Here is a 17,790-nt window from a genome sequence, read left to right as displayed (position 1 = left end):
GCCCCACCGGTGTCTTGGGGTCGTTCCCATCCCATGACACCGGAGGACGAACCATGGAATCCCGCCTCGACCTGTTCACCACCGAAACCGGCTCCCGGCTGATCAAGCGGTTCGCCGGCCTCGGGCAGGTCATCGACCAGTCGCCGCTGCCGAAGCTCACCCGGGAACTGGTCAGCCTGCGGGCCAGCCAGATCAACGGGTGCGGCTGGTGCCTCGACATGCACGCCAAGGAAGCCGCCGCGGCCGGGGAGTCGGCGGTCCGGCTCGCGCTCGTCGCCGCCTGGCGGGAGTCGACGGTCTTCAGCGAAGCCGAGCGGGCCGCGCTCGCGCTGGCCGAGGAGGGCACCCGGCTCGCCGACGCCGCCGGGGGCGTGTCCGACGAGACCTGGGCCCGGGTGCGCGAGCACTACGACGACGAGCAGGTCGCCGCCCTGGTCGCGCTGGTCGCCCTGATCAACGCCGCCAACCGGCTCGCCGTGATCGTGCACCAGAAGGGCGGGTCCTACGAAGCCGGGATGCTCGCCGCCGCTGCCGAACGCGGCTGAGCCGAAGGCGGCCGAGACAGCGTGGCGAGGACGGTGCCGAGCACGACCAGCGGGGTGATCGCGAGGAACGCCCCGCCGATGTTCCCGGCCACGTCCTCGCCGAGCAGAGTGCCGAAGACGGCGACCCCGAACGCGGCGCCGATCGACCGGGCGAAGGTGACCACCGCGCTCGCGGCCCCGATTTCCGCGGCGGGCACCGCGTTCTGCGCCGCCGTCAGCGCGACCATCGGGACCATCCCGATCCCGATGCCGGTGACGGCGAAGTACCCGATCAGCGCGAGCTGCGCGGTGCCGGGCGCCAGGGTGCTCAGCAGGAGCAGCCCGGCGACGTTCAGCGCCATGCCGGTCACCAGGACGGCCCGCACGCGCGCCGGGTTCGCGACCCACCGCCCGGCGAGCGACTGGCTGACGACCAGCCCGAGCACCAGTGGCAGCAGGTGCATCCCGGAGAGCGTCGCCGAGACGCCGTCGACGACCTGCAGGTACGTCGGCAGGTAGACCAGCACGCTGAACATCGCGACGTTGGCGATGAACCCGACGAGCGTGGCCGGCACGCTCCGTGCGCGAGGCGAACATCGCCGGCGGCAGCACCGGCGCGGCGGCGCGGCGCTCGACCGGGACCACCAATCCGATGAGGACGATCGCGGCGGTCGCGAGGGCCGGCGTGCCCGGCGACGTCCAGCCCCACCGCGGGCCGAAGGAGGTGATCAGGACCAGTGCGGTGGCCGCGCCGGCCAACAGCAGCGCGCCGGCGTAGTCGATGCGGGCGGCGGGCCTTCGGACCGGGGCGGGCAGGGCGCGCGCCGCGAGCACCACCGCCACCAGCCCGACCGGGACGTTGATCAGGAACGCCCACCGCCACGAGAGGTGGTCGGTGAACAGGCCGCCGAGCAGCGGGCCGGCGACGCCGTAGACCGAGCCGAACCGGCCCTGGTAGCGCCCGCGGTCGGCCGGCGCGGCGATGTCGCCGACCAGCGCGAACGTCAGGACGATCAGGCCGCCGCCGGCCAGGCCATGCAGGGCGCGGGCGGCGATCAGCTGGGGCAGGTCCCCGGCCAGGCCGCACAAGCGCGGACGCGATCAGGAACGCCGTCGTGGCGACGAGGTAGAGGCGCTTGCGCCCCAGCATGTCGCCGAGCTTGCCCAGAGCGGCGTCGCGGCGGTCGACGCGAGCAGGTAGGACGCGGTGATCCAGGCGATGTCCCGGAACCCGCCGAGGTCGCGGGCGATCCGGGGCAGCGCGGTGGCGACGATGGCCTGGGCCAGCGCGGCCAGCAGGACGGCGAGGACCAGGGCCGTCATCGCCGGGCGCACCGCCGTTCCGGGAGGGACTTCGAGGGTCATTTCGCTTCCGGAACGGTGATGGTCTTGTATTCGGTGTAGGTGCCGAGCCCGACGGCGCCGTATTCGCGGCCGAGACCGCTGGCCTTGAACCCGCCGAACGGGCCGTCGAAGCCGATCGGCGCGCCGTTGACCGTGACCGTGCCGGTCCGCACGCGGCGAGCGACGGCCAGCGCGTGCGCCGGGTCGGCCGACCACACGCCGCCGGACAGGCCGTACTCGGAGTCGTTGGCGATGCGGACGGCGTCGTCCTCGTCGTCGTAGGCGATGACGACCAGGACCGGGCCGAAGATCTCTTCCTGGGCGATGCGCATCGCGTTGTCGACGTCGGCGAAGAGCGTCGGCGTGACGTAGTTGCCCGCTTCCAGCCCCGGCGGCACTTCCGGGCCGCCGGTGACGAGCCGCGTGCCTTCTTCGACGCCGAGGCGGATGTAGTCGAGGACGCGCTGCTGCTGGTCGCGGCGGATCATCGGGCCGATGAACGTGCGGTCGTCGGCCGGGTCGCCGACGCCCAGGGACTCGATCAGGTCCTTCAGCCCAGCGACCACCTCTTCGTAGCGGCTGCGCGGCGCGAGGACGCGTGTCTGGGCGATGCACGATTCGCCGTTGTTGAGCAGGGAACCGAACTTCAGGCCCTGGACCGCCGCGCCGAGGTCGGCGTCGGGCAGGATGATCGCGGCCGATTTGCCGCCCAGTTCGAGGCTGACCCGCTTGAGCTGTTCCCCGGCCAGCGACGCGATGCGGCGTCCGGCGCGGGTGGACCCGGTGAAGGCGATCTTGTCGACGTCCGGGTGCTTGACCAGGTACTCACTGGTCTCGCGGTCGGCGGGCAGGACGCTGATGACGCCCTCGGGCAGGCCGGCCTCCGCGAGCAGTTCCGCGAGGAGGTTCATGCTCAACGTGTTCTCGGGCGAAACCTTGAGGACGACGGTGTTGCCGGCGAGCAGCGCGGGGATGATCTTGGCGGACGCCGAGGAGAACGGTGAGTTCCACGGGATGATCGCGGCGACCACGCCGATCGCCTCCCGGCGCACGACCGACCGGAACGGCGCGGCGGGATCCGACGGCGCCAGGGTCTCTTCCCAGCCGAACTCCTCGGCCGCCTTCAAGTAGGCGTTCGCCTGCCGGGTCAGGCCGGGCTGGCCGGCCTTGGTGAACCAGAGGGCGGAGCCGTTCTCCGCCGAGATGAGCGCCGCGACCTCGTCGGCGCGCTTCTCGCGCAGAGCGGCCAGCTTGCGGACGACGGCGATCCGCTCCGCGGGCGAGGTGTGCGGCCACGGGCCGTCGTCGAACGCCTTCCGGGCGGCCGCGACGGCGCGATCGACGTCGGCGGGCAGCGCCTGCGCGGCGCGGCCGATGACCGAGTTGTCGTGCGGGGATCGGATGTCCAGCAGCTCGGTGCTGCTCGGCGCGGTCCACGTGCCGCCGATGAAGAGTTCTTCGTAGGTGGTCACTGCTGCTCCCTATGCTGATCTGTCACTTCAGTGTAGCACTTAACTGTCCCAGCAATGTGGCATTTACTGCTAGGGTGGGAGAGTGAGAGCCGACGCCGCACGCAATCTCGAACTGCTGCTGACCACAGGCGCCCGCATGCTCGCCGAAGATCCGGCCACGAGCATCGCGGCGATCGCGGCGGAGGCCGGCGTCGACCGCCGGACCGTCTACCGCCGGTTCACGAGCCGGGAGGAGCTTCTGGCCGCGGTCTACCAAGCCCGCCTGGACGCGATCGAAGCGGCGATCGAGGCCGCCCGGCTGCAGGAGGCGCCGGTCCCGGAGGCCCTGCACCGGTACGTCCACGGGGTCGTCAGGGTCAACCGCACCTGGCCGGCCGAGGTGAGCCGGATGCGCTCGGACCCGGAGATCTGGGCCCGCCGCCTGCGCGCGGTCGAGGAGGTCGACCGGTTCGTCAAGCGGGCCACCTACGAGGGCTTCCTGCGGGCGGGGCTGCCGGCCCGCTGGCCCGGCAGCGTCCTGGGGTCACTGGTGCGGCTGTCCACAAAGGACCTGTCGGTCCTGAACGACGTCCAGGCCGCCGACGTCATCGTCGACACGTTCCTGCGCGCCTTCGGCAAGGGCGACGTGGGCTAGGAGCGCCCGGCCGGGTACCGAGAGGGTCGGTTCGCGTACCCGGAGGGTCGGCCGGCGTACCGGAGGGTCGGTTCGCGTACCGGAAGGGTCGGCCACCGGTCAGCACGCACCGACTCTCCAGGTACGCGGGCCGACTTCCCAGGTGCGCCGGCCGACGTTCCAGGTACGCGGGCTAGGGGCGCTGGATCTTGCCCGGGGCGTTGGTGCCGGTCTCCGAACCCGAGAGCTGCCGGGCCGTGTTGACCAGCCCGACCATGCTGAACGCCTGCGGGGTGTTCCCCACCTGCCGCCCCGCGTCGGTGTCGTACTCCTCCGACAGCAGTCCGACGTCGTTGCGCAGCCCCAGCAACTGCTCGAACAGCCCGCGGGCCTCGCTCGTGCGGCCGGTCGCGTGGAGGGCGTCGGCGAGCCAGAAGCTGCACGCCAGGAAACTGCCGTCGCCGCCGGGCAGCCCGTCGACGCCGCCGTACGCGCCGGTGCCCGCCATCGCGTCGAACACCAGGGATCCGACCCCGGGGTTCGAGGCCGCGCTGCACGCCCGGCAACGCGCCGAGCAGCCCGATCGGGCCCGCCCCGGTGACCGGCGCCCGCCGTGGCTCGAACCAGGCGCGTTCCCCGACGCGCTGGAACTGCTCCCACGCCTTCGCGACGACGGTCGTGGGGTCCCAGCAGCATGCCGACGTTCCGCAGGCGGATCGAGGCGGATCGCGTACGCCGCCTCGGCGGTCCACCGCTCGCTGCCGTAGCCGTCGAGTTCCTTGATGCCGCGCTCGGTGTAGCGGCCGTTGCGGCACATGTCGAACTCCCCGGCCGCGCACGCGCCGCACGGCACCGGGCCGGCCGCCGGACGACCCCGGCGCCGAGGTTGCCCTCGGCGAAGCCGGTGGCCGGGGTGATCACCTGACCGAGCGACTCGTGCCCCAGCACCAGCCGGGTGGCGCCCGGCCGTACTCGCCGCGGGCGATCTCCGTGTCCGTGCCGCACACGCCGAGCGCGAGACCCCGCACGAGCAGCTCGCCCTGGGCCGGGTGCGGCTCGGGCACCGTGCCGACCCGCAGGGACCCCGGCTGTTCCGGCACCACGGTCAGTGCTCGCATCTTCCCGCTCCTTCCCGCGACGGCGTGGCCGTCCGAACCGCTCGATCACGGTTTGACGCCCGTGTGCTCCGCAAGACATGCCGGTGGGCGGCAATGAGCGGGCAAATGCGACGTCGCGGAAAGCCCGGGCGGGACCGGAACACCGGCCCCGTCCGGGTGGCGGGCTCAGCCGGCGGCGACGATGCGCCACCGCTGGTTGGTGCTGCTGCTGTCACCGTATTGACCGAGGTCGGTGCCGCTGCCGGTGCGGCCCATGCCGTCGAGGTACTCCCCGGTGCTGCTGTTCCGGATGCGGACGTTGTTCGCGTCGGTCACCACCGACCACAGCTGGTTGGCGCTGCTGCTCGCGGCGTACTGGCTCACGACGGCGCCGTTCGTGGTGCGGCCCGCGCCGTCCAGGTAGAGGCCGGTGGCGCGGTTCTTGATGCGCACGCGGTTGCCGGCGTTCTCGATGACCCACTGCTGGTCGTAGCGGGCGGGGTCGCCGCTCGCCTGGCCGGTGCCCGAGCCGCTGGCGGTGCGGCCCAGCCCGTCGACGTACAGCCCGGTGGCGGCGTTGACGATCCGGACGTACGTGCCGCCTCCGTCGCCCAGGCCCCACGCGTACTTCAGCCGGGTCAGCCCGCTGGGGTTCGACAGCGTCAGCTTGATGCCCGGGCCGGTGCCCGCCTTGGTCGTCATGCTGTACCAGTCGCCGTCGCGCAGGCCCGGCCAGTACACGCTGCCCACGCCCAGGCTCCGCAGTTTCGCGCTGACGCCCCGGATGTAGTCGGCGAAGAACGATCCGCTCGGGATGCTGTAGTCGAGGGAGTCGTAGTGCACGCCGTTCTTGCTGCCCGGCGACATCGGGCCGCCCCACTCGGTGACGACGGTCCGGTCCGCGTACCCGCCGATGTAGCCGCCGATGTGGTCGGCCCACTCGGGTTCGCTTTCGTAGCCGGCGAAGAACGAGTAGTCGTGGGCCGCCAGCAGCGTCCCGTCGAGCCGCCGGTCGCCGCCGACCGCGGGCACGTTCTGGGCCAGGCCGGCGCCGTCGAGGATCACCCGGTCGCGCGGCACGCCGGGGTACCGGTTCAGCCAGGCGGTGTAGAAGTTGTTCAGGTCGCCCGCGCCGTAGGCGTACGGCTCGTTGATGACCTCGAAGTAGGCGTTCGGGTTGCTGCCGTACTTGGCGACGACCGTGTCCCACATCTGCTGGAACCGGCCCGTGTCCGTCGGCTTGCCGCCGGTGTAGGCCCAGTACGCCAGGATCACCTTGCCCTTGGTGAGCGCGGTGTCGATCGCCCCGGTGTAGGTGCCCCAGTAGCCGGAGACCGTCGGTTCGTTGATCGGCATCCGGACGGTGTTGCCCCCGGTGATCGTGTACAGCTGCCCGACGACCTGGTTCGCCGTGGCGGCGGCCGAGGAGTACGTGTCCGAGGCACCGAGCCCGGAGACGTACAGCACGCCGTTGACGAAGTTGTCCCGCGCGTCGGCCCAGTTGACGCCCTTGAGCCCGGCAGTGGACGCCTGGGCCTGCGCCGGGACGGCGGTCAGCAGCCCGCCGGCGAGCGCGGACACCGCCAAGAGCCGGACTGCCCTGGACAGCGTCCTGCGAAGCACGGAGTGGGTCGGTCTCATCGGCTCGTTCCTCCCGGATCCTGCGCAGCGGGAAATGGTCGAGACACTGGTTAACACCCGGCCCGGGCAAGCGGCCAGGGTTCCGAAGCGAAACGCTCAGGATCGGTCAGAAAAGAACACCGCCGTGCCGCATTGAACAGGACGCTCCTGTTCAATGCGGCACGGCGCACTGTGCTCAGCCGAAGTCCACGTCACTGCACCACATGTACGTCTGGTCCTGGTGTGAAGCCTGCCAGATCGTGAAGACGACGTGGTGTCCGCGGTAACCGCCGGAGGTCTGGACGGTGAAGGTGATGTCCTTCGCCGGGGCGTAGCGGCCGGTCTGCGTGACCTGGTCGAGGTTGCCCCAGCCGAGGCGCTGGGTGGTGGGGTCGTAGCCGTTCTTGCTGACGTAGACCCGGATGAAGTCGGCGCCGTGGCTGGCCTGGTCGTACAGGTGCATCGAGAAGGTGCTGCCGAGGCTGGTGGTGCGCCACTGGCCGGGGGTGTTGAGGGAGTTGTTGCGCGCCAAGCCGTTGCTGCACAGCTGCCCGTCGGGCGTCGCCCCCTGGAAGTTGCCGTGCAGCCCGTCCCGCAGGGCGCTCATCCAGTTCCACATCGTGTCGGCGTTGGCCTGGAAAGCCGCCCAGCACATGGGATCCTGCTGCTGCATGGCGGGGTTGGTGTGCTGACTGCCCCAGTCCTTCCAGCACTGGTAAGCCCGGGTGGCGGGACTGACGATGGTCCCGTGCGCCGAAGCGGCGGGCACCCCGACGAACAGGCCGGCCAGCCCGGCGAGGACCAGGGCGATCAGGCCCCGTCGTCCGGTGCCGGACCCGGAGAAGTTGCGCCTACGCATGGATGAGCCTCCATTCTCGGATGATCGAGCGGTGGTGGTTCATTGTGGGAGCGCTCCCAGGGTGGCAGCAGCTTATCCCCGATCCGGACAAACTTCAACCAAACGCCGGATCGAAATCGCGGTTATTCCCCACCGGTTCCGCTTTCGAAAAGAACGGATTTCCCGCCGAAACTTTCGAAGCCCGTTGCTGAATCGTTCCCGGCGGTGACCCTGACCCGGAGCCCGGGGGCACCTCGGGGATTTCCCCGATTGCCCGCGTGCGGCAGGCGCGAAGAGACTTTGCCGCATGCGTTCTTCCGCTCTCGCGTTCCTCATCGCCCCGCTTTGCCTGGGCCTCTACGGTGTCATCAGGATTCTGGACGGCTTGGACGGCAGCCGCGGCCCGGGGCTCGCGTGGACCGCCGGTCACCTGGTCTTCCTCGTGGGGCTGGGATTCTTCGCACTGGCCTTCCGGACCATGTGGACGATGGCGGGCCGGACCCGCCTCGCCACCGCCGGGTTCGCCGCCGGGATCGCCGGCGAGCTGGCCGTCGGCGGCCAGTTCGGCATCGACCTCGTGGCCGGGTTCCGGTCCGCCGACCGCGGCGGGATGGACGCGTACTTCGCCCGGGTCCAGGACGTGCCGGGCGTCGACGCGGTGTTCTACAGCTACGGGCCGCTGCTGTTCTTCGCCGGCCAGCTCGCCTTGGTCACGCTGCTCGCCGCCGGGCGGCGGGTGAAGCCGTGGGCGCCGGTACTGGTGCTCGCCGAGATCATCCTGCCGCTGCTCGACAAGGACTTCATCCCGCTGGGCGCCGCGCTCCTGCTCGTCGCCTTCGCCCCGCTCCTGCGGCGCGGCGCCGTACCCCGGTCCACTTCGGACCCGGTCGGCACCGCGGTGGGCTGACGGCCCGGCGAGCCGGGGGACTGACCGGCGAAGTCCGGGCTTGCCCCTGACGTCGCGTCAGGTTCTACGGTCGGGGGGTGAGCGAACGCAGGTGGAGCATCGGTGAGCTGGCCAAGGCCGGCGGTGTCACGGTGCGCACGTTGCACCACTACGACCGCATCGGCCTGGTGTCGCCGGGCGAACGGACACCGGCCGGGCACCGGCGGTACACCGAGGCCGATGTCCGCCGGCTCTACCGCGTCCGGACCCTGTGCGGGCTGGGGCTTTCCCTGGACGAGGTCGCCGCCGTGCTCCGGAACGCACGGGACGACCTCGGCTCCCTGCGCGACCTGCTGACCGCTCAGCTCGCCGGCCTGGAGGCCCGGGCCGCGCGCATCGAGGAGTCGGCCCAGCGGCTGCGGGGCTTGCTCGCCCGGCTGGCCGAAGCGGCCATGCCGGAACCGGAGCAGTTCCTCGCCACCCTGGAGCCGATGTCCGTCGACGCCGGCCGGTACCTCTCCGGCGGCCGGCTCACGACGATCACCGAACGGGCCGCACAGCTCGGCGGCGGGACGGTCGAAACCCTGAAGACCGAGTGGCTCGGCCTGTTCGCCGAGCTCCGGCGGCACCTGCTCGCCCGGACCCCCGTCGACGACCCGGCGGTGCGGGCGCTGGCCGCCCGCTGGCGGGAGATCGCGGCGGCGTTCCACCCCGGAGGTCCGCCGTTCGAGGCGGCGACCACGGCGCTGTGGGAGGAAAACCGGGCCGGGCTGGGTGGGGAACTCGACGAGCGCCTCGGCTGGTCCGGACCGGGCGGCGCCGCCGAAGTCGTCGACTACCTGCGCAAGGCCCGCGCCGCGGGCGAAGACATCCGCGAGGACGAGGACGGGTGAATGGACATCGACATCACCGGCTGGCTCCGGGAGAACCTCGTCCGCCTGCGGACGCTCGAGCCGGACGGCACCGCCCACCGCGAACTCGAACCGCTGCGGGACATCGTCGGCGACGCTCGCGTCGTGGCCATCGGCGAGAGCACGCACCGGGTGCACGAGTTCTACCGGCTGCGCCACCTGGTGACCCGGTTCCTCGCCGAGGAAATGGGGTTCACCGGGTTCGCGATGGAGTCCGGCTTCCCGGAGGGCTGGGCGGTCCACGACTGGGTGCTCGGCGGCGACGGTGACCTGGACCCGCTCCTGCACACCGGGATCACCTACCACATGGGCAAGTGCGCGGAGATGCGCGACCAGCTGGTCTGGATGCGCGAGCACAACCGCACCCACGACCGCAAGATCCGCTTCTACGGCATGGACCTGCCGGACTCCAGCGCGTCCGCGTTGCCGGGGGTGGTGGCCGCCTTGGCGTTCCTGGACGAGGCAGACCCGGCCTACGCCGCCGCGGCCCGCAAAGACCTGCTGCCGCTGTTCGGCTACCTGCCCGCCGACCGGACCGGGCTGGCCTGGGCGGCGCCCGCGATCCACGCCTACCTGGCGCTCGGCGCCGCTCACCGCCACGAGCTGACCGCCCGGATCGGCGAGCTGACCGAACGCCTCCGTGCCCTGCGCGTCCCCTATTCCACTGTGGACGCGGACCGGGCCGACATCGCGCTGCAGTGCGCGGTCACCGCACGGTCCGCGGACGCCTTCCTCGCCGCCATGGCCGCCGCGCCGGGGCGCACGTACCGGGGCGCCAACGTCCGGGACGCGGCGATGGCCGCCAACGTCGAATGGATTCTCGACCGGGAGGAACGCGTCGTCGTCGGGGCCGCCAACGGGCACTTGCAGCGCTGGCCGTACCGCGTGCCCCCGATCATCAACGAGGAGCAGGTCATGCTCGGCCAGCACCTGGCCCGCTCGCTCGGCGACCGGATGGTGGTCATCGCGACCACGTACGACGCCGGTCGCGTGTTCAGCCACCGGCCCCTGGCCGGCGGGCCGCCCGGCCACACGGAGGTGTTCTACGAGGACGTGGCCCCGTTCACCGAGCCGGGCAGCCTCGACGTCCTGCTCGCCAGCGCCGGTCAGCCACTCGCCCTGCTCGATCTGCGGAAGGTCCCCGCGGACGGCGAAGTGGCCCGCTGCTTCGCCGGGGTCGACGGCACCCGGCAGGGACCGTACAAGCAGCTCGTGAATCCCCTCGAGGCGTTCGACGCCGTCGTGCACATCGACCGGATCACGCCCTGGCAGACCTTCATCGAAGGGTGAAACACCACGGCGCGGGAGCCCTCGGTCCGAGGGGCTCCCGCGCCGGCGGTCAGCCCTTAGGCGGTCAGCTCGAGCAGCCGGCCGGTGAGGTCGAGGTGTTCCTCGATGCTGCTGGTCAGGTAGGTGAGGTCGACGAACGTGTGGTCCGGCTTCACCAGTTCGACGATCCTGGAGACCGACTCCGCGATGGCCGCCGCCTCCGTGCCGGGGTCGGGGTTCACCCGCAGCGCCACCCCCAGCGCCTGCGGGTCACGGCCGGCCCGCTCGGCGTCGGCGCGGAGCTTGGCCAGGGTCGAGGTGATCACGTCGGCGGGGAACTGCTCGGGCACCGACCAGACCGGGAGCCAGCCGTCGGCCCGCTCGGCGACCCGGCGCAGCGACTTCTCGCCGAAGCCGGCCAGGTGGATCGGCGGCTTGCGCACCGGCTTCAAGGCGACGTGGGACTCCGCGATCCGGTAGCCGACGCCTTCGTGCGACACGGTGTCCTTCGTCCACCACGTCTCGAGCAGGTCGAGCAGGTCGTCGAGCCGCTTGCCGCGCTCGGACATCGGCACGCCGACGGCCGCGTACTCGTCGGGGGACCAGCCGATGCCCAGCCCGGGGAGCAGCCGGCCGTTGCTCGCGACGTCGATGCTGGTGAGCAGCCGGGCGAAGTTGACGGGCTGGTACTGGGTCGCGTTGATGGTGCTGGAACCGAGCACCGCGGTTTCGGTCACGGCCGCGGCGATGGCCAGCGCGGCGAACGGGTCCTGTGCGGTGTGGAATTCCTCCGGCATGGTGTCGTAGCCCGGGTACGGCACCACCGGGGCGACCGGCGACAGCAGCCGGTCGCCGACCCAGAGACTGGCCGCGCCGGCCCGTTCCGCCTCGCGTGCGTACCGGGCGATCCCGCCCGGCGTGGCCGCCGCCTTGCCGAACACCGGAAGGCTGAACCCAAGTGACATTGCTTCTCCCCTGAAGAGTGGACGGACTCATTCGGTCCTCAAGCCACTACTACCCGCATCTAGTTTCGCCTTCAAGTACTCTCACGGTTGCCCACCGTCCGGTGCCGCGGCCGCCCGGCGCCTGGCAAACTGTCTCCTCCACGAAGGAGGGAGCGGACGCCGTGGCACGCCTTCACGTCGGCTGCGCGATGTGGACCCACAAGGCGTGGTCCGGGCGGTTCCTGCCGCAGTCGCTGCCGGCCAAAGAACGCCTGCGGGCCTACGCCGGCTGGTGCAACGCGGTCGAAGGCAACACCACCTTCTACGCGACTCCCGCCCGGGCCACCGTCGAAACCTGGGCGCGGCAGACCGATCCCGGCTTCCGGTTCGTGGTCAAGCTGCCCAAGCTCGTCACGCACGAGCGCCGGTTCGCCGGGGTCGAAGCCGAGATGCGAGCGTTCCTGGACGCGATCGAACCGCTCGGTGAGCGGGCGGTCCTGTGGACCCAGCTACCCGGTTCGTTCGGCCCCTCGGACGTCGACGCCCTCGGCCGCTTCCTGCGCCGCCTCCCCGCCGGCCGCCGGCGCGCCGTGGAGGTGCGCCACCCCGGGTTCTTCACCGACGCCGGCTCGGCGTCGCTGCTGGAGGGGGTGCTCGCCGGCGCGGACGCCGAGTGGGTGCCGTTCGACACCACGGTCTTCTTCGGGCGCCCACCGGTGACCGAGGCCGAACGCGAGACCTGGGCCAAGAAACCGCGGGTGCCGCGGCGGACGCGGGCCCTGACCGAGCGGCCGATCGTCCGCTACCTGGGCCGCGACTCGGCCGAGGAGACGATCGAGGGGTGGCGGCCGTGGACGGCGGTGGTCGCGGGCTGGCTGCGCGAGGGCCGGTCGCCGACGGTGTTCGTGCACACCCCCGACAACAACGACGCACCGGCACTCGCCCGCCGGTTCCACGACGACGTGCGCGCGCTGGTGCCCGGCCTCGACCCGCTGCCCGAGCCGGTGCCGGTCGAGCCCGCGACCCTGTTCTGACGCCCTCGATGCGGTCAGCGACGGCGAGTCAGGCGCCCGTGGATTTCTCGGGGCTTCTCGGACGTCGTGGACCCGCCCGTCGCTCTAGACGAGTAAGTCCCAACTGATCAGTGGTCGTAGGCGATCAGTGATCGGGTGATGGGCTGGCCGGTGGCGCGGTTGTGCCAGACCGCGGCGGTCAGTGCGAGGATGCGAAGGGCTGTGCGTGCAGTCACGCCGTCGATGGTGCGGCCGCCGTGCAGTTCGAGGTCGAGCTGGCCTTTGAGCGTGTCGTTGAACGATTCGATCAGCTGGCGGACGGGTTTGAGCAGGTGCTCGGCCAGGTGCGGGGTGCGGTTGCGGTAGTGGGCCGCAGTAACTGGACTCCGCGTTCGGCCAGGAACGCGTCCAGCTCACGGAAGATGTAGCCCTTGCCGCGATGATCAGCAGACCGGGCCGGTCCGCCAGCACGGACGGGTCGTGATCCAGGATCGCCATCAGCACCTGACGTTCATCGAGTTTCGGGTTGGCCAGGGCCCAGGTGATCGGCAGCCCGGCCGGAGTGCAGATCAGGTGCAGGCGCAGGCCCCAGAGGAACCGCGAATGCGACGAGCAGTAGCCGTAGCCGGCCCAGCCGGCCAGCTCGGAGCGCTTGGTGGTCTCGCGGGAGCGGCCGCACTCGACCGGGGTGGAGTCCACGACCCAGGTCGCGTCGGTCCACAGGTCGGTGTCGAGGGCGAGTAGCCGGATGACCTTCTTGAGCAGCGGGACCGCGGTGCGCAGTCCCTTGTCGTAGCCGGATTGCTGGGGGCAGGTAGGTGAACGCGCCGGGCAGGAACCGCAGCCAGCAGGCCTCGGAACGGATGCCGAGCCCTGGGCCACAGCAAGGGTGATTAGCTCGACGTCGGTCAGCCGTGGTGGCCGTCCGGTCCGAGCAGGACTGCCCAAACAGTCATCGATCTTGACCTAGAGTGTGGCCAGAAGGGTGTTCAGGTCGGTCGTCACAAACTGATCTTGAACACCCTTCACCCTTCACCCGTCTCCAGACACCACCAGGACTTAGGACTTACTCGTCTAGGCCTCGAGTTCCGACCGGTACTCGTCGCGCTCCGCCGCTGCGCGGGCAAATTCGACTCGGAGTTGCCCGAGCTGCTCGTCGGACGGCCGGCGTGGCGGGTGGCCGCCCCGGCGGACTCTTCCGCTTCGGCGTGCGCCGCCACCGCGGCCGCGAGGTCGTGCTCGAGTTCGCCGCCCAAGGAGTCGCGGTCTTCGTGGCCGTTGAGCGCGGCGTTGCGCCGGCCGGCGCAACGCCATCGGCGGCCAGGCGTCCGAGGATCCGGGGGAAGACCCCTGTCCGGCGGTCCGCGGCCGTCCGCCCAGCCGGAACCGGTTCCCGAGAGATCGGATCGTTACACAACTTCGGGTGGGCTGGCACGTCTTGAGGTTCGTGAGAATGATCCGCATCGCCGGACTCGGCCTGGTGGCCCTGCTGCTGGCGGCATGTAGTGGAGAGACCGGCACGGTGGGGGCTGCGCAACCGGCCGGAGCGATCGGAGCGGCCGGACCGGCCGGAACGGCGACCGTACCGGGGGTACCGGCCGCGACAGTGGCGTTCGAGGGCGGGGACCAGCTGAGCCCGAAGGACCCGATCGTCGTCAAGGCGGCGGGCGGCACGTTGCAGGCGGTCGCGGTGACGAACCCGCAGACCGGCAACGCCGTCAAGGGCGAGCTCTCGCCGGACAAGACGACCTGGACCAGCTCGGACCGCCTCCGGTACGCGTCCACCTACCAGGTGGTCGCCACCGCGGTGAACCAGGCGGGCGCGGCGACCGAACAGCGCGGGGAAGTGCACACGGTCAAGCCGGCCGGGGTCGCGACGCCGGCGCTCTTCCAGTCGGCGTCGGGTGATTTCGGCGTGGGCCTGATCATCGGCCTGAAGTTCGACCACGACATCACCGACAAGGCCACGGTGGAGAAGTCCTTCAAGGTGACGTCCTCGCCCGCCCAGGACGGCGGCTGGTACTGGGTCGGCAAGCGCGAGGTGCACTTCCGGCCCAAGGACTACTGGAAGGCCGGCTCGACGGTGAAGCTCGAGACCACGACCTTCGGCACGCCGATCGGGGGCGGCCTGTACGGCGGCCAGGACGTCTCGGCCACCTACAAGGTGCACGACTCCTGGATCGCCAAGGCGGACGGCAAGACGCACCAGATCAAGGCGTTCCACAACGGCCAGCTGGTGCGGACCGCACCGACCAGCATGGGCAAGACCGCCGACACCCCGCCGCGGGGCGCGACGCCGACCTTCAACGGCACGCACACCGTGCTGGGGAAGGAGGAGCACAAGATCATGGACTCCTGCACCTACGGCGTGTGTGAAGGCGACCCCGGTTACTACAGCGCGCCGGAGAACTGGAACGTCCGGATCTCCAACGACGGCGAATACCTGCACGAGAACCTGAAGACGGTCGGCGTGCAGGGCAGTGACAACGTCTCCAACGGCTGCCTCAACATGAACACCGAGAACGCCAAGTGGTTCTTCGACACTTTCAACGTCGGCGACGTGGTCGAGGTCACCAACTCGGGCGGCCCGCAGCTGGCCATCAACAACGGCCACGGCGACTGGGCCATCAGCTGGTCGGCGTGGCAGGCCGGCAGCGCCCTGCGCGGCTGAGCCCGCCCCGGCGAGGGGAAAGGACGCCTTCGGTGCTCACGCTGAAGGCGTCCCACCCCGGCGATCGAGGTCGCGCACCGCGTAACGGTGGTGCTCGGCTTCTTCCTTCAGCACTACCTTGAGACAGCGGCGCACGACGTATTCCTGTTCGGGATACATGTCCGCCGGCTTGCGCCCGCACACCCGGTCGAGTTCGGCCGCGGTGAGCCCGTCGACGACCCGCCGCATCGCGGCCATGCGGGCGAGCCGTGGCACGAGCACCTCGTCGAGCGTCGGGGTGGCTTCGAGGGTGAGGCCGAGCTTCGCCGCCGCGTCGGACGGCGTGCCCCCGGCGGGCAAGCCCAGCGGGTGGTAGGGCGCTTCCTCCTCGAGCACGGCGTTGCCGAGCCAGGCGTCGCAGGCGAACAGCAGATGCCGTTGCGTCTCGACGAACGACCATTCGCCGTCGACCCGTTCGTGCAGTCCGGCCTCGGGCAGCAGCCTCGCCCGGTCGAGCGTCGCGCCCCACACGGTCTCGATGGCGTCCCAAGCAGCCCGGTAGTCCTCGGGCGAAGCCGCGTTCCGCGCCAGCACCCGCGCGGGGTGCCGTCGGTCGAGTTCGGCCTCGACATAAGCGGTCACGTCGACGTCGTTGACGACGAGGCGCTCGAAGTAGCCACCCAGGTAGACGTCGCTGCCGTAGCAGTCGACGATCTTCAGGCCGGTCACCTCGCAGTCGCGGATCTCGAGGCCCGCGAGGTCGCTGAGGTGGATACGGGCACCACGGAACCGGTCGCTCTGGACGTATTCGGAGACCATCGAAGCAGTCTCGCTGACTGGCGGCGGCCTTTACTGGAAAACGGCGAGAACTGCTCCTGACTCGAGGGTACGGTCGCGCGATGACCGATCGATCGTGCGCACCCGACCGGGCGGCGCCGGTCGTGGCGATCGCCGAGCCGCGGCCTCTCGAGGGGATGGGACCGCTGACGTTTCAATCACTGGGACTGACGCCGACAGCACACCACCCTCGACACCGTTCGGCTACGTGATCGAGAAGTACGATGACGTGGCCCTCGAGGTCGAGGTGTCGGATCCTCTGACCGGGGCGCACCCACATCGGCAGCCGTTCTCGCGACGGCGGGCCGTCTCCCCTTGCAGCGAGGGAGACGGCCCGCCGTCGGGAACCCGGGCTCAGCCGCGAGCCGCGGCCACCGCGGCTCCGGCCGCCTGGCCGGTCGCCGGCGGCATCAGCTTCGGGTACACCTTCTGGAATTTCTCGATCATCGTGGCGGACGGGATGACCCGGTTCGGGTTGGCCTGGCCCGTCGCCTGCTTCTCGCCCCAGGCGCCCGCGGCTTTGCGCTGGTCGGGGGTGCCGTGGCTGTGGAAGCAGTCACCGATGGACGCGTCGAGGTAAATGACTTCCTGCTGGGTGCGGGCGTTCCAGCCGAAGCCCTTGGCGTGCGCGACGAAGTAGCCGCCGTAGGCGTCGGGACCCATCTCGGAGGACTCGTTGCGCGGATGGTTGTCGTGGGCGAAGTCGACTTGGTGGCCGTACTCGTGGCCGATCACGGACTCCACCGAGACGTCGTCGAACCCGAGAGCGTCGACGGTGTCGAGCAGGCCGTCGCCGAGTGCCACGCGCTTGCCACCGAGGCTGCCGGCCGGGGCGGAGAACGCGTTCAGGCTGATCAGCGGGTTGCGGCCGCCCTGCAGTGCCGGCACTTCGTAGAGCACCTTGGTGGCGAGCGCGGCGGCGTCCTTCACCTTCGCCGGCGCGAGCCCGAGGCTGAAGGTCTGCGCCATCTTCGCCTGGCTGCCGAGGTCGGTGCCCTTCCAGGCGACGAGCTGGATGTTCCAGCTTTCGATGTCCCAGAAGCCGCGCAGCTTGTCGATCGTGGCGGTGGCGCGCGCGGTGTACTGACCGTCGGTGCCGAAGACCTGCGGGGTCTTGTCGGACGCGACGCCCTGGACGTAGAGCTGGCTGAGCCCCGACAGCGCGTCGAGCGCCTTGCCCTCGAGGGGGGTGAGCTGGTTCGCGAGCTTGTTCGCGTACGTCAGCAGCGAACCTTCGGTGCACCCCGGGATCGGGTCCTGCGCGGCCTGGCTCTGGGGGCCGATTCGCGGGACGGGTGACTCGATGAGCCGGTCGACGCCGCGCAGCGCGTCGCCGGGCAGGCCGTTGTAGAGGTCGATGACGTCCTGGTACAGCTGCGCGACATCCTCCTCGACGGTGGATGGCGTGCTCGCGGCGGCGGGAACGGCCGTGGCGAGCACGAGCGCCGCCGCGGTGCCCGCTGCCGCGAGCGTGTTGCCGAGAAATCCGGTCCGCTTGGGCAAGGTGGTTTCCCCTCTGCTGGTCCGTTTCAAGATCACCGATCGTCGCCACAGTAGGGCGGGGATTGGCGGCGAAACCGGCGCCGGGACAAGAACCCCGAAATGGCCCACGTCTTTCGGAGGGTTTCGGCGGTGCGGACATCGGCCGAAAGTACTAGGGACGCGGTGCTCGGTACCGTCTGCCGATGGGGTTCACCGAGCGGGCGCGCCGGGTGCGTGACGGCGTTGTGTTCGTGTGTGGGGTGGTACCACCCGATCGGCCACCGGGCGAC

Annotated in this window: 19 protein-coding genes and 2 pseudogenes; 9 read left to right on the top strand and 12 right to left on the bottom strand. The window is 70.8% G+C overall.

Going from position 1 to position 17,790, the window contains the following annotated elements; translation table 11 throughout:
• The first annotated feature begins 53 nt into the window (after window positions 1-53).
• Window positions 54-545 (top strand): carboxymuconolactone decarboxylase family protein, encoded by a 492-nt coding sequence (locus AB0F52_RS26270; RefSeq protein WP_360176239.1) that lies wholly within the window; start codon window positions 54-56, stop codon window positions 543-545.
• On the opposite strand, the gene AB0F52_RS26265 is transcribed toward AB0F52_RS26270, so the two are convergent.
• Window positions 503-1,099 (bottom strand): MFS transporter, encoded by a 597-nt coding sequence (locus AB0F52_RS26265; RefSeq protein WP_360176236.1) that lies wholly within the window; start codon window positions 1,097-1,099, stop codon window positions 503-505. The genes AB0F52_RS26270 and AB0F52_RS26265 overlap by 43 nt on opposite strands.
• A 5-nt stretch (window positions 1,100-1,104) precedes the next feature.
• On the opposite strand from AB0F52_RS26265, the gene AB0F52_RS26260 reads away from it, so the two are divergent.
• Window positions 1,105-1,302: a hypothetical protein gene (locus tag AB0F52_RS26260; RefSeq protein WP_360176233.1), complete on the top strand. Its 198-nt coding sequence runs from the start codon at window positions 1,105-1,107 to the stop codon at window positions 1,300-1,302.
• 29 nt (window positions 1,303-1,331) lie between these two features.
• On the opposite strand, the pseudogene AB0F52_RS26255 reads toward AB0F52_RS26260, so the two are convergent.
• The 3 genes and pseudogenes from AB0F52_RS26255 to AB0F52_RS26245 all read right to left on the bottom strand — a co-directional run.
• Window positions 1,332-1,613 (bottom strand): annotated as a pseudogene (locus tag AB0F52_RS26255) (MFS transporter); the annotation flags it as partial.
• A gap of 12 nt (window positions 1,614-1,625) precedes the next feature.
• Window positions 1,626-1,889, bottom strand: a complete 264-nt coding sequence (locus AB0F52_RS26250; RefSeq protein WP_360176230.1) for a hypothetical protein — start codon at window positions 1,887-1,889, stop codon at window positions 1,626-1,628.
• Window positions 1,886-3,340, bottom strand: a complete 1,455-nt coding sequence (locus tag AB0F52_RS26245) for an aldehyde dehydrogenase (RefSeq protein ID WP_360176227.1) — start codon at window positions 3,338-3,340, stop codon at window positions 1,886-1,888. The genes AB0F52_RS26250 and AB0F52_RS26245 overlap by 4 nt, the downstream gene beginning before the upstream one ends.
• A gap of 82 nt (window positions 3,341-3,422) precedes the next feature.
• On the opposite strand from AB0F52_RS26245, the gene AB0F52_RS26240 reads away from it, so the two are divergent.
• A complete protein-coding gene (locus AB0F52_RS26240) occupies window positions 3,423-3,974 on the top strand; it encodes a helix-turn-helix domain-containing protein (protein ID WP_360176224.1) in 552 nt (183 codons plus the stop codon).
• A gap of 172 nt (window positions 3,975-4,146) precedes the next feature.
• On the opposite strand, the gene AB0F52_RS26235 is transcribed toward AB0F52_RS26240, so the two are convergent.
• The 4 genes from AB0F52_RS26235 to AB0F52_RS26220 all read right to left on the bottom strand — a co-directional run bounded on the left by AB0F52_RS26235 (window position 4,147) and on the right by AB0F52_RS26220 (window position 7,529).
• Window positions 4,147-4,770: a glycoside hydrolase family 15 protein gene (locus AB0F52_RS26235; RefSeq protein ID WP_360176221.1), complete on the bottom strand. Its 624-nt coding sequence runs from the start codon at window positions 4,768-4,770 to the stop codon at window positions 4,147-4,149.
• 100 nt (window positions 4,771-4,870) lie between these two features.
• A complete protein-coding gene (locus AB0F52_RS26230; RefSeq protein WP_360176218.1) occupies window positions 4,871-5,071 on the bottom strand; it encodes a hypothetical protein in 201 nt (66 codons plus the stop codon).
• 165 nt (window positions 5,072-5,236) lie between these two features.
• Window positions 5,237-6,691 (bottom strand): RICIN domain-containing protein, encoded by a 1,455-nt coding sequence (locus AB0F52_RS26225; protein WP_360176215.1) that lies wholly within the window; start codon window positions 6,689-6,691, stop codon window positions 5,237-5,239.
• A 175-nt stretch (window positions 6,692-6,866) separates the two neighbouring features.
• The gene (locus AB0F52_RS26220) at window positions 6,867-7,529 is read right to left on the bottom strand and encodes a lytic polysaccharide monooxygenase (RefSeq protein ID WP_360176212.1); all 663 of its coding nucleotides are present in this window, start codon (window positions 7,527-7,529) and stop codon (window positions 6,867-6,869) included.
• 286 nt (window positions 7,530-7,815) lie between these two features.
• Here AB0F52_RS26220 and AB0F52_RS26215 point away from each other — a divergent pair, with 286 nt between their 5' ends.
• From AB0F52_RS26215 to AB0F52_RS26205, 3 genes are all read left to right on the top strand, one after another.
• Window positions 7,816-8,415: a hypothetical protein gene (locus AB0F52_RS26215; protein ID WP_360176209.1), complete on the top strand. Its 600-nt coding sequence runs from the start codon at window positions 7,816-7,818 to the stop codon at window positions 8,413-8,415.
• 77 nt (window positions 8,416-8,492) lie between these two features.
• On the top strand, window positions 8,493-9,287 hold the full coding sequence (locus AB0F52_RS26210; protein WP_360176206.1) for a MerR family transcriptional regulator: 795 nt from the start codon (window positions 8,493-8,495) through the stop codon (window positions 9,285-9,287).
• Window positions 9,288-10,595: an erythromycin esterase family protein gene (locus tag AB0F52_RS26205; protein ID WP_360176203.1), complete on the top strand. Its 1,308-nt coding sequence runs from the start codon at window positions 9,288-9,290 to the stop codon at window positions 10,593-10,595. It begins immediately after the preceding gene.
• Window positions 10,596-10,651: 56 nt separating this feature from the next.
• On the opposite strand, the gene AB0F52_RS26200 is transcribed toward AB0F52_RS26205, so the two are convergent.
• Window positions 10,652-11,539 (bottom strand): TIGR03619 family F420-dependent LLM class oxidoreductase, encoded by an 888-nt coding sequence (locus tag AB0F52_RS26200; protein ID WP_360176200.1) that lies wholly within the window; start codon window positions 11,537-11,539, stop codon window positions 10,652-10,654.
• Between the two features lie 188 nt (window positions 11,540-11,727).
• Between AB0F52_RS26200 and AB0F52_RS26195 the strand changes: the two genes are divergently transcribed.
• Entirely contained in the window at window positions 11,728-12,552 is an 825-nt protein-coding gene (locus tag AB0F52_RS26195; protein WP_360176719.1) for a DUF72 domain-containing protein, read from the top strand.
• A 107-nt stretch (window positions 12,553-12,659) separates the two neighbouring features.
• Here the strand turns inward: AB0F52_RS26195 and AB0F52_RS26190 are convergent.
• Window positions 12,660-12,851, bottom strand: a pseudogene (locus tag AB0F52_RS26190) (IS982 family transposase); the annotation flags it as partial.
• On the opposite strand from AB0F52_RS26190, the gene AB0F52_RS26185 reads away from it, so the two are divergent.
• Both AB0F52_RS26185 and AB0F52_RS26180 read left to right on the top strand, forming a co-directional pair.
• Window positions 12,789-12,959: a hypothetical protein gene (locus AB0F52_RS26185; RefSeq protein WP_360176197.1), complete on the top strand. Its 171-nt coding sequence runs from the start codon at window positions 12,789-12,791 to the stop codon at window positions 12,957-12,959. The pseudogene AB0F52_RS26190 and the gene AB0F52_RS26185 sit on opposite strands and share 63 nt — an antisense overlap.
• A 1,025-nt stretch (window positions 12,960-13,984) precedes the next feature.
• A complete protein-coding gene (locus AB0F52_RS26180; RefSeq protein ID WP_360176194.1) occupies window positions 13,985-15,202 on the top strand; it encodes an Ig-like domain-containing protein in 1,218 nt (405 codons plus the stop codon).
• A gap of 36 nt (window positions 15,203-15,238) precedes the next feature.
• Here the strand turns inward: AB0F52_RS26180 and AB0F52_RS26175 are convergent, their stop codons facing one another.
• On the bottom strand, window positions 15,239-16,000 hold the full coding sequence (locus tag AB0F52_RS26175) for a DinB family protein (RefSeq protein WP_360176191.1): 762 nt from the start codon (window positions 15,998-16,000) through the stop codon (window positions 15,239-15,241).
• A 372-nt stretch (window positions 16,001-16,372) separates the two neighbouring features.
• Window positions 16,373-17,521, bottom strand: coding sequence for a M48 family metalloprotease (locus AB0F52_RS26170; RefSeq protein WP_360176189.1), 1,149 nt, complete (start codon window positions 17,519-17,521; stop codon window positions 16,373-16,375).
• Between the last annotated feature and the right edge of the window lie 269 nt (window positions 17,522-17,790).

It is taken from the genome of Amycolatopsis sp. NPDC024027 (assembly GCF_040638975.1).
Classification (GTDB): Bacteria; Actinomycetota; Actinomycetes; order Mycobacteriales; family Pseudonocardiaceae; genus Amycolatopsis.
Note: the sequence above shows the minus strand (reverse complement) of the source record. Positions and strands in the feature narration are given on the sequence as shown.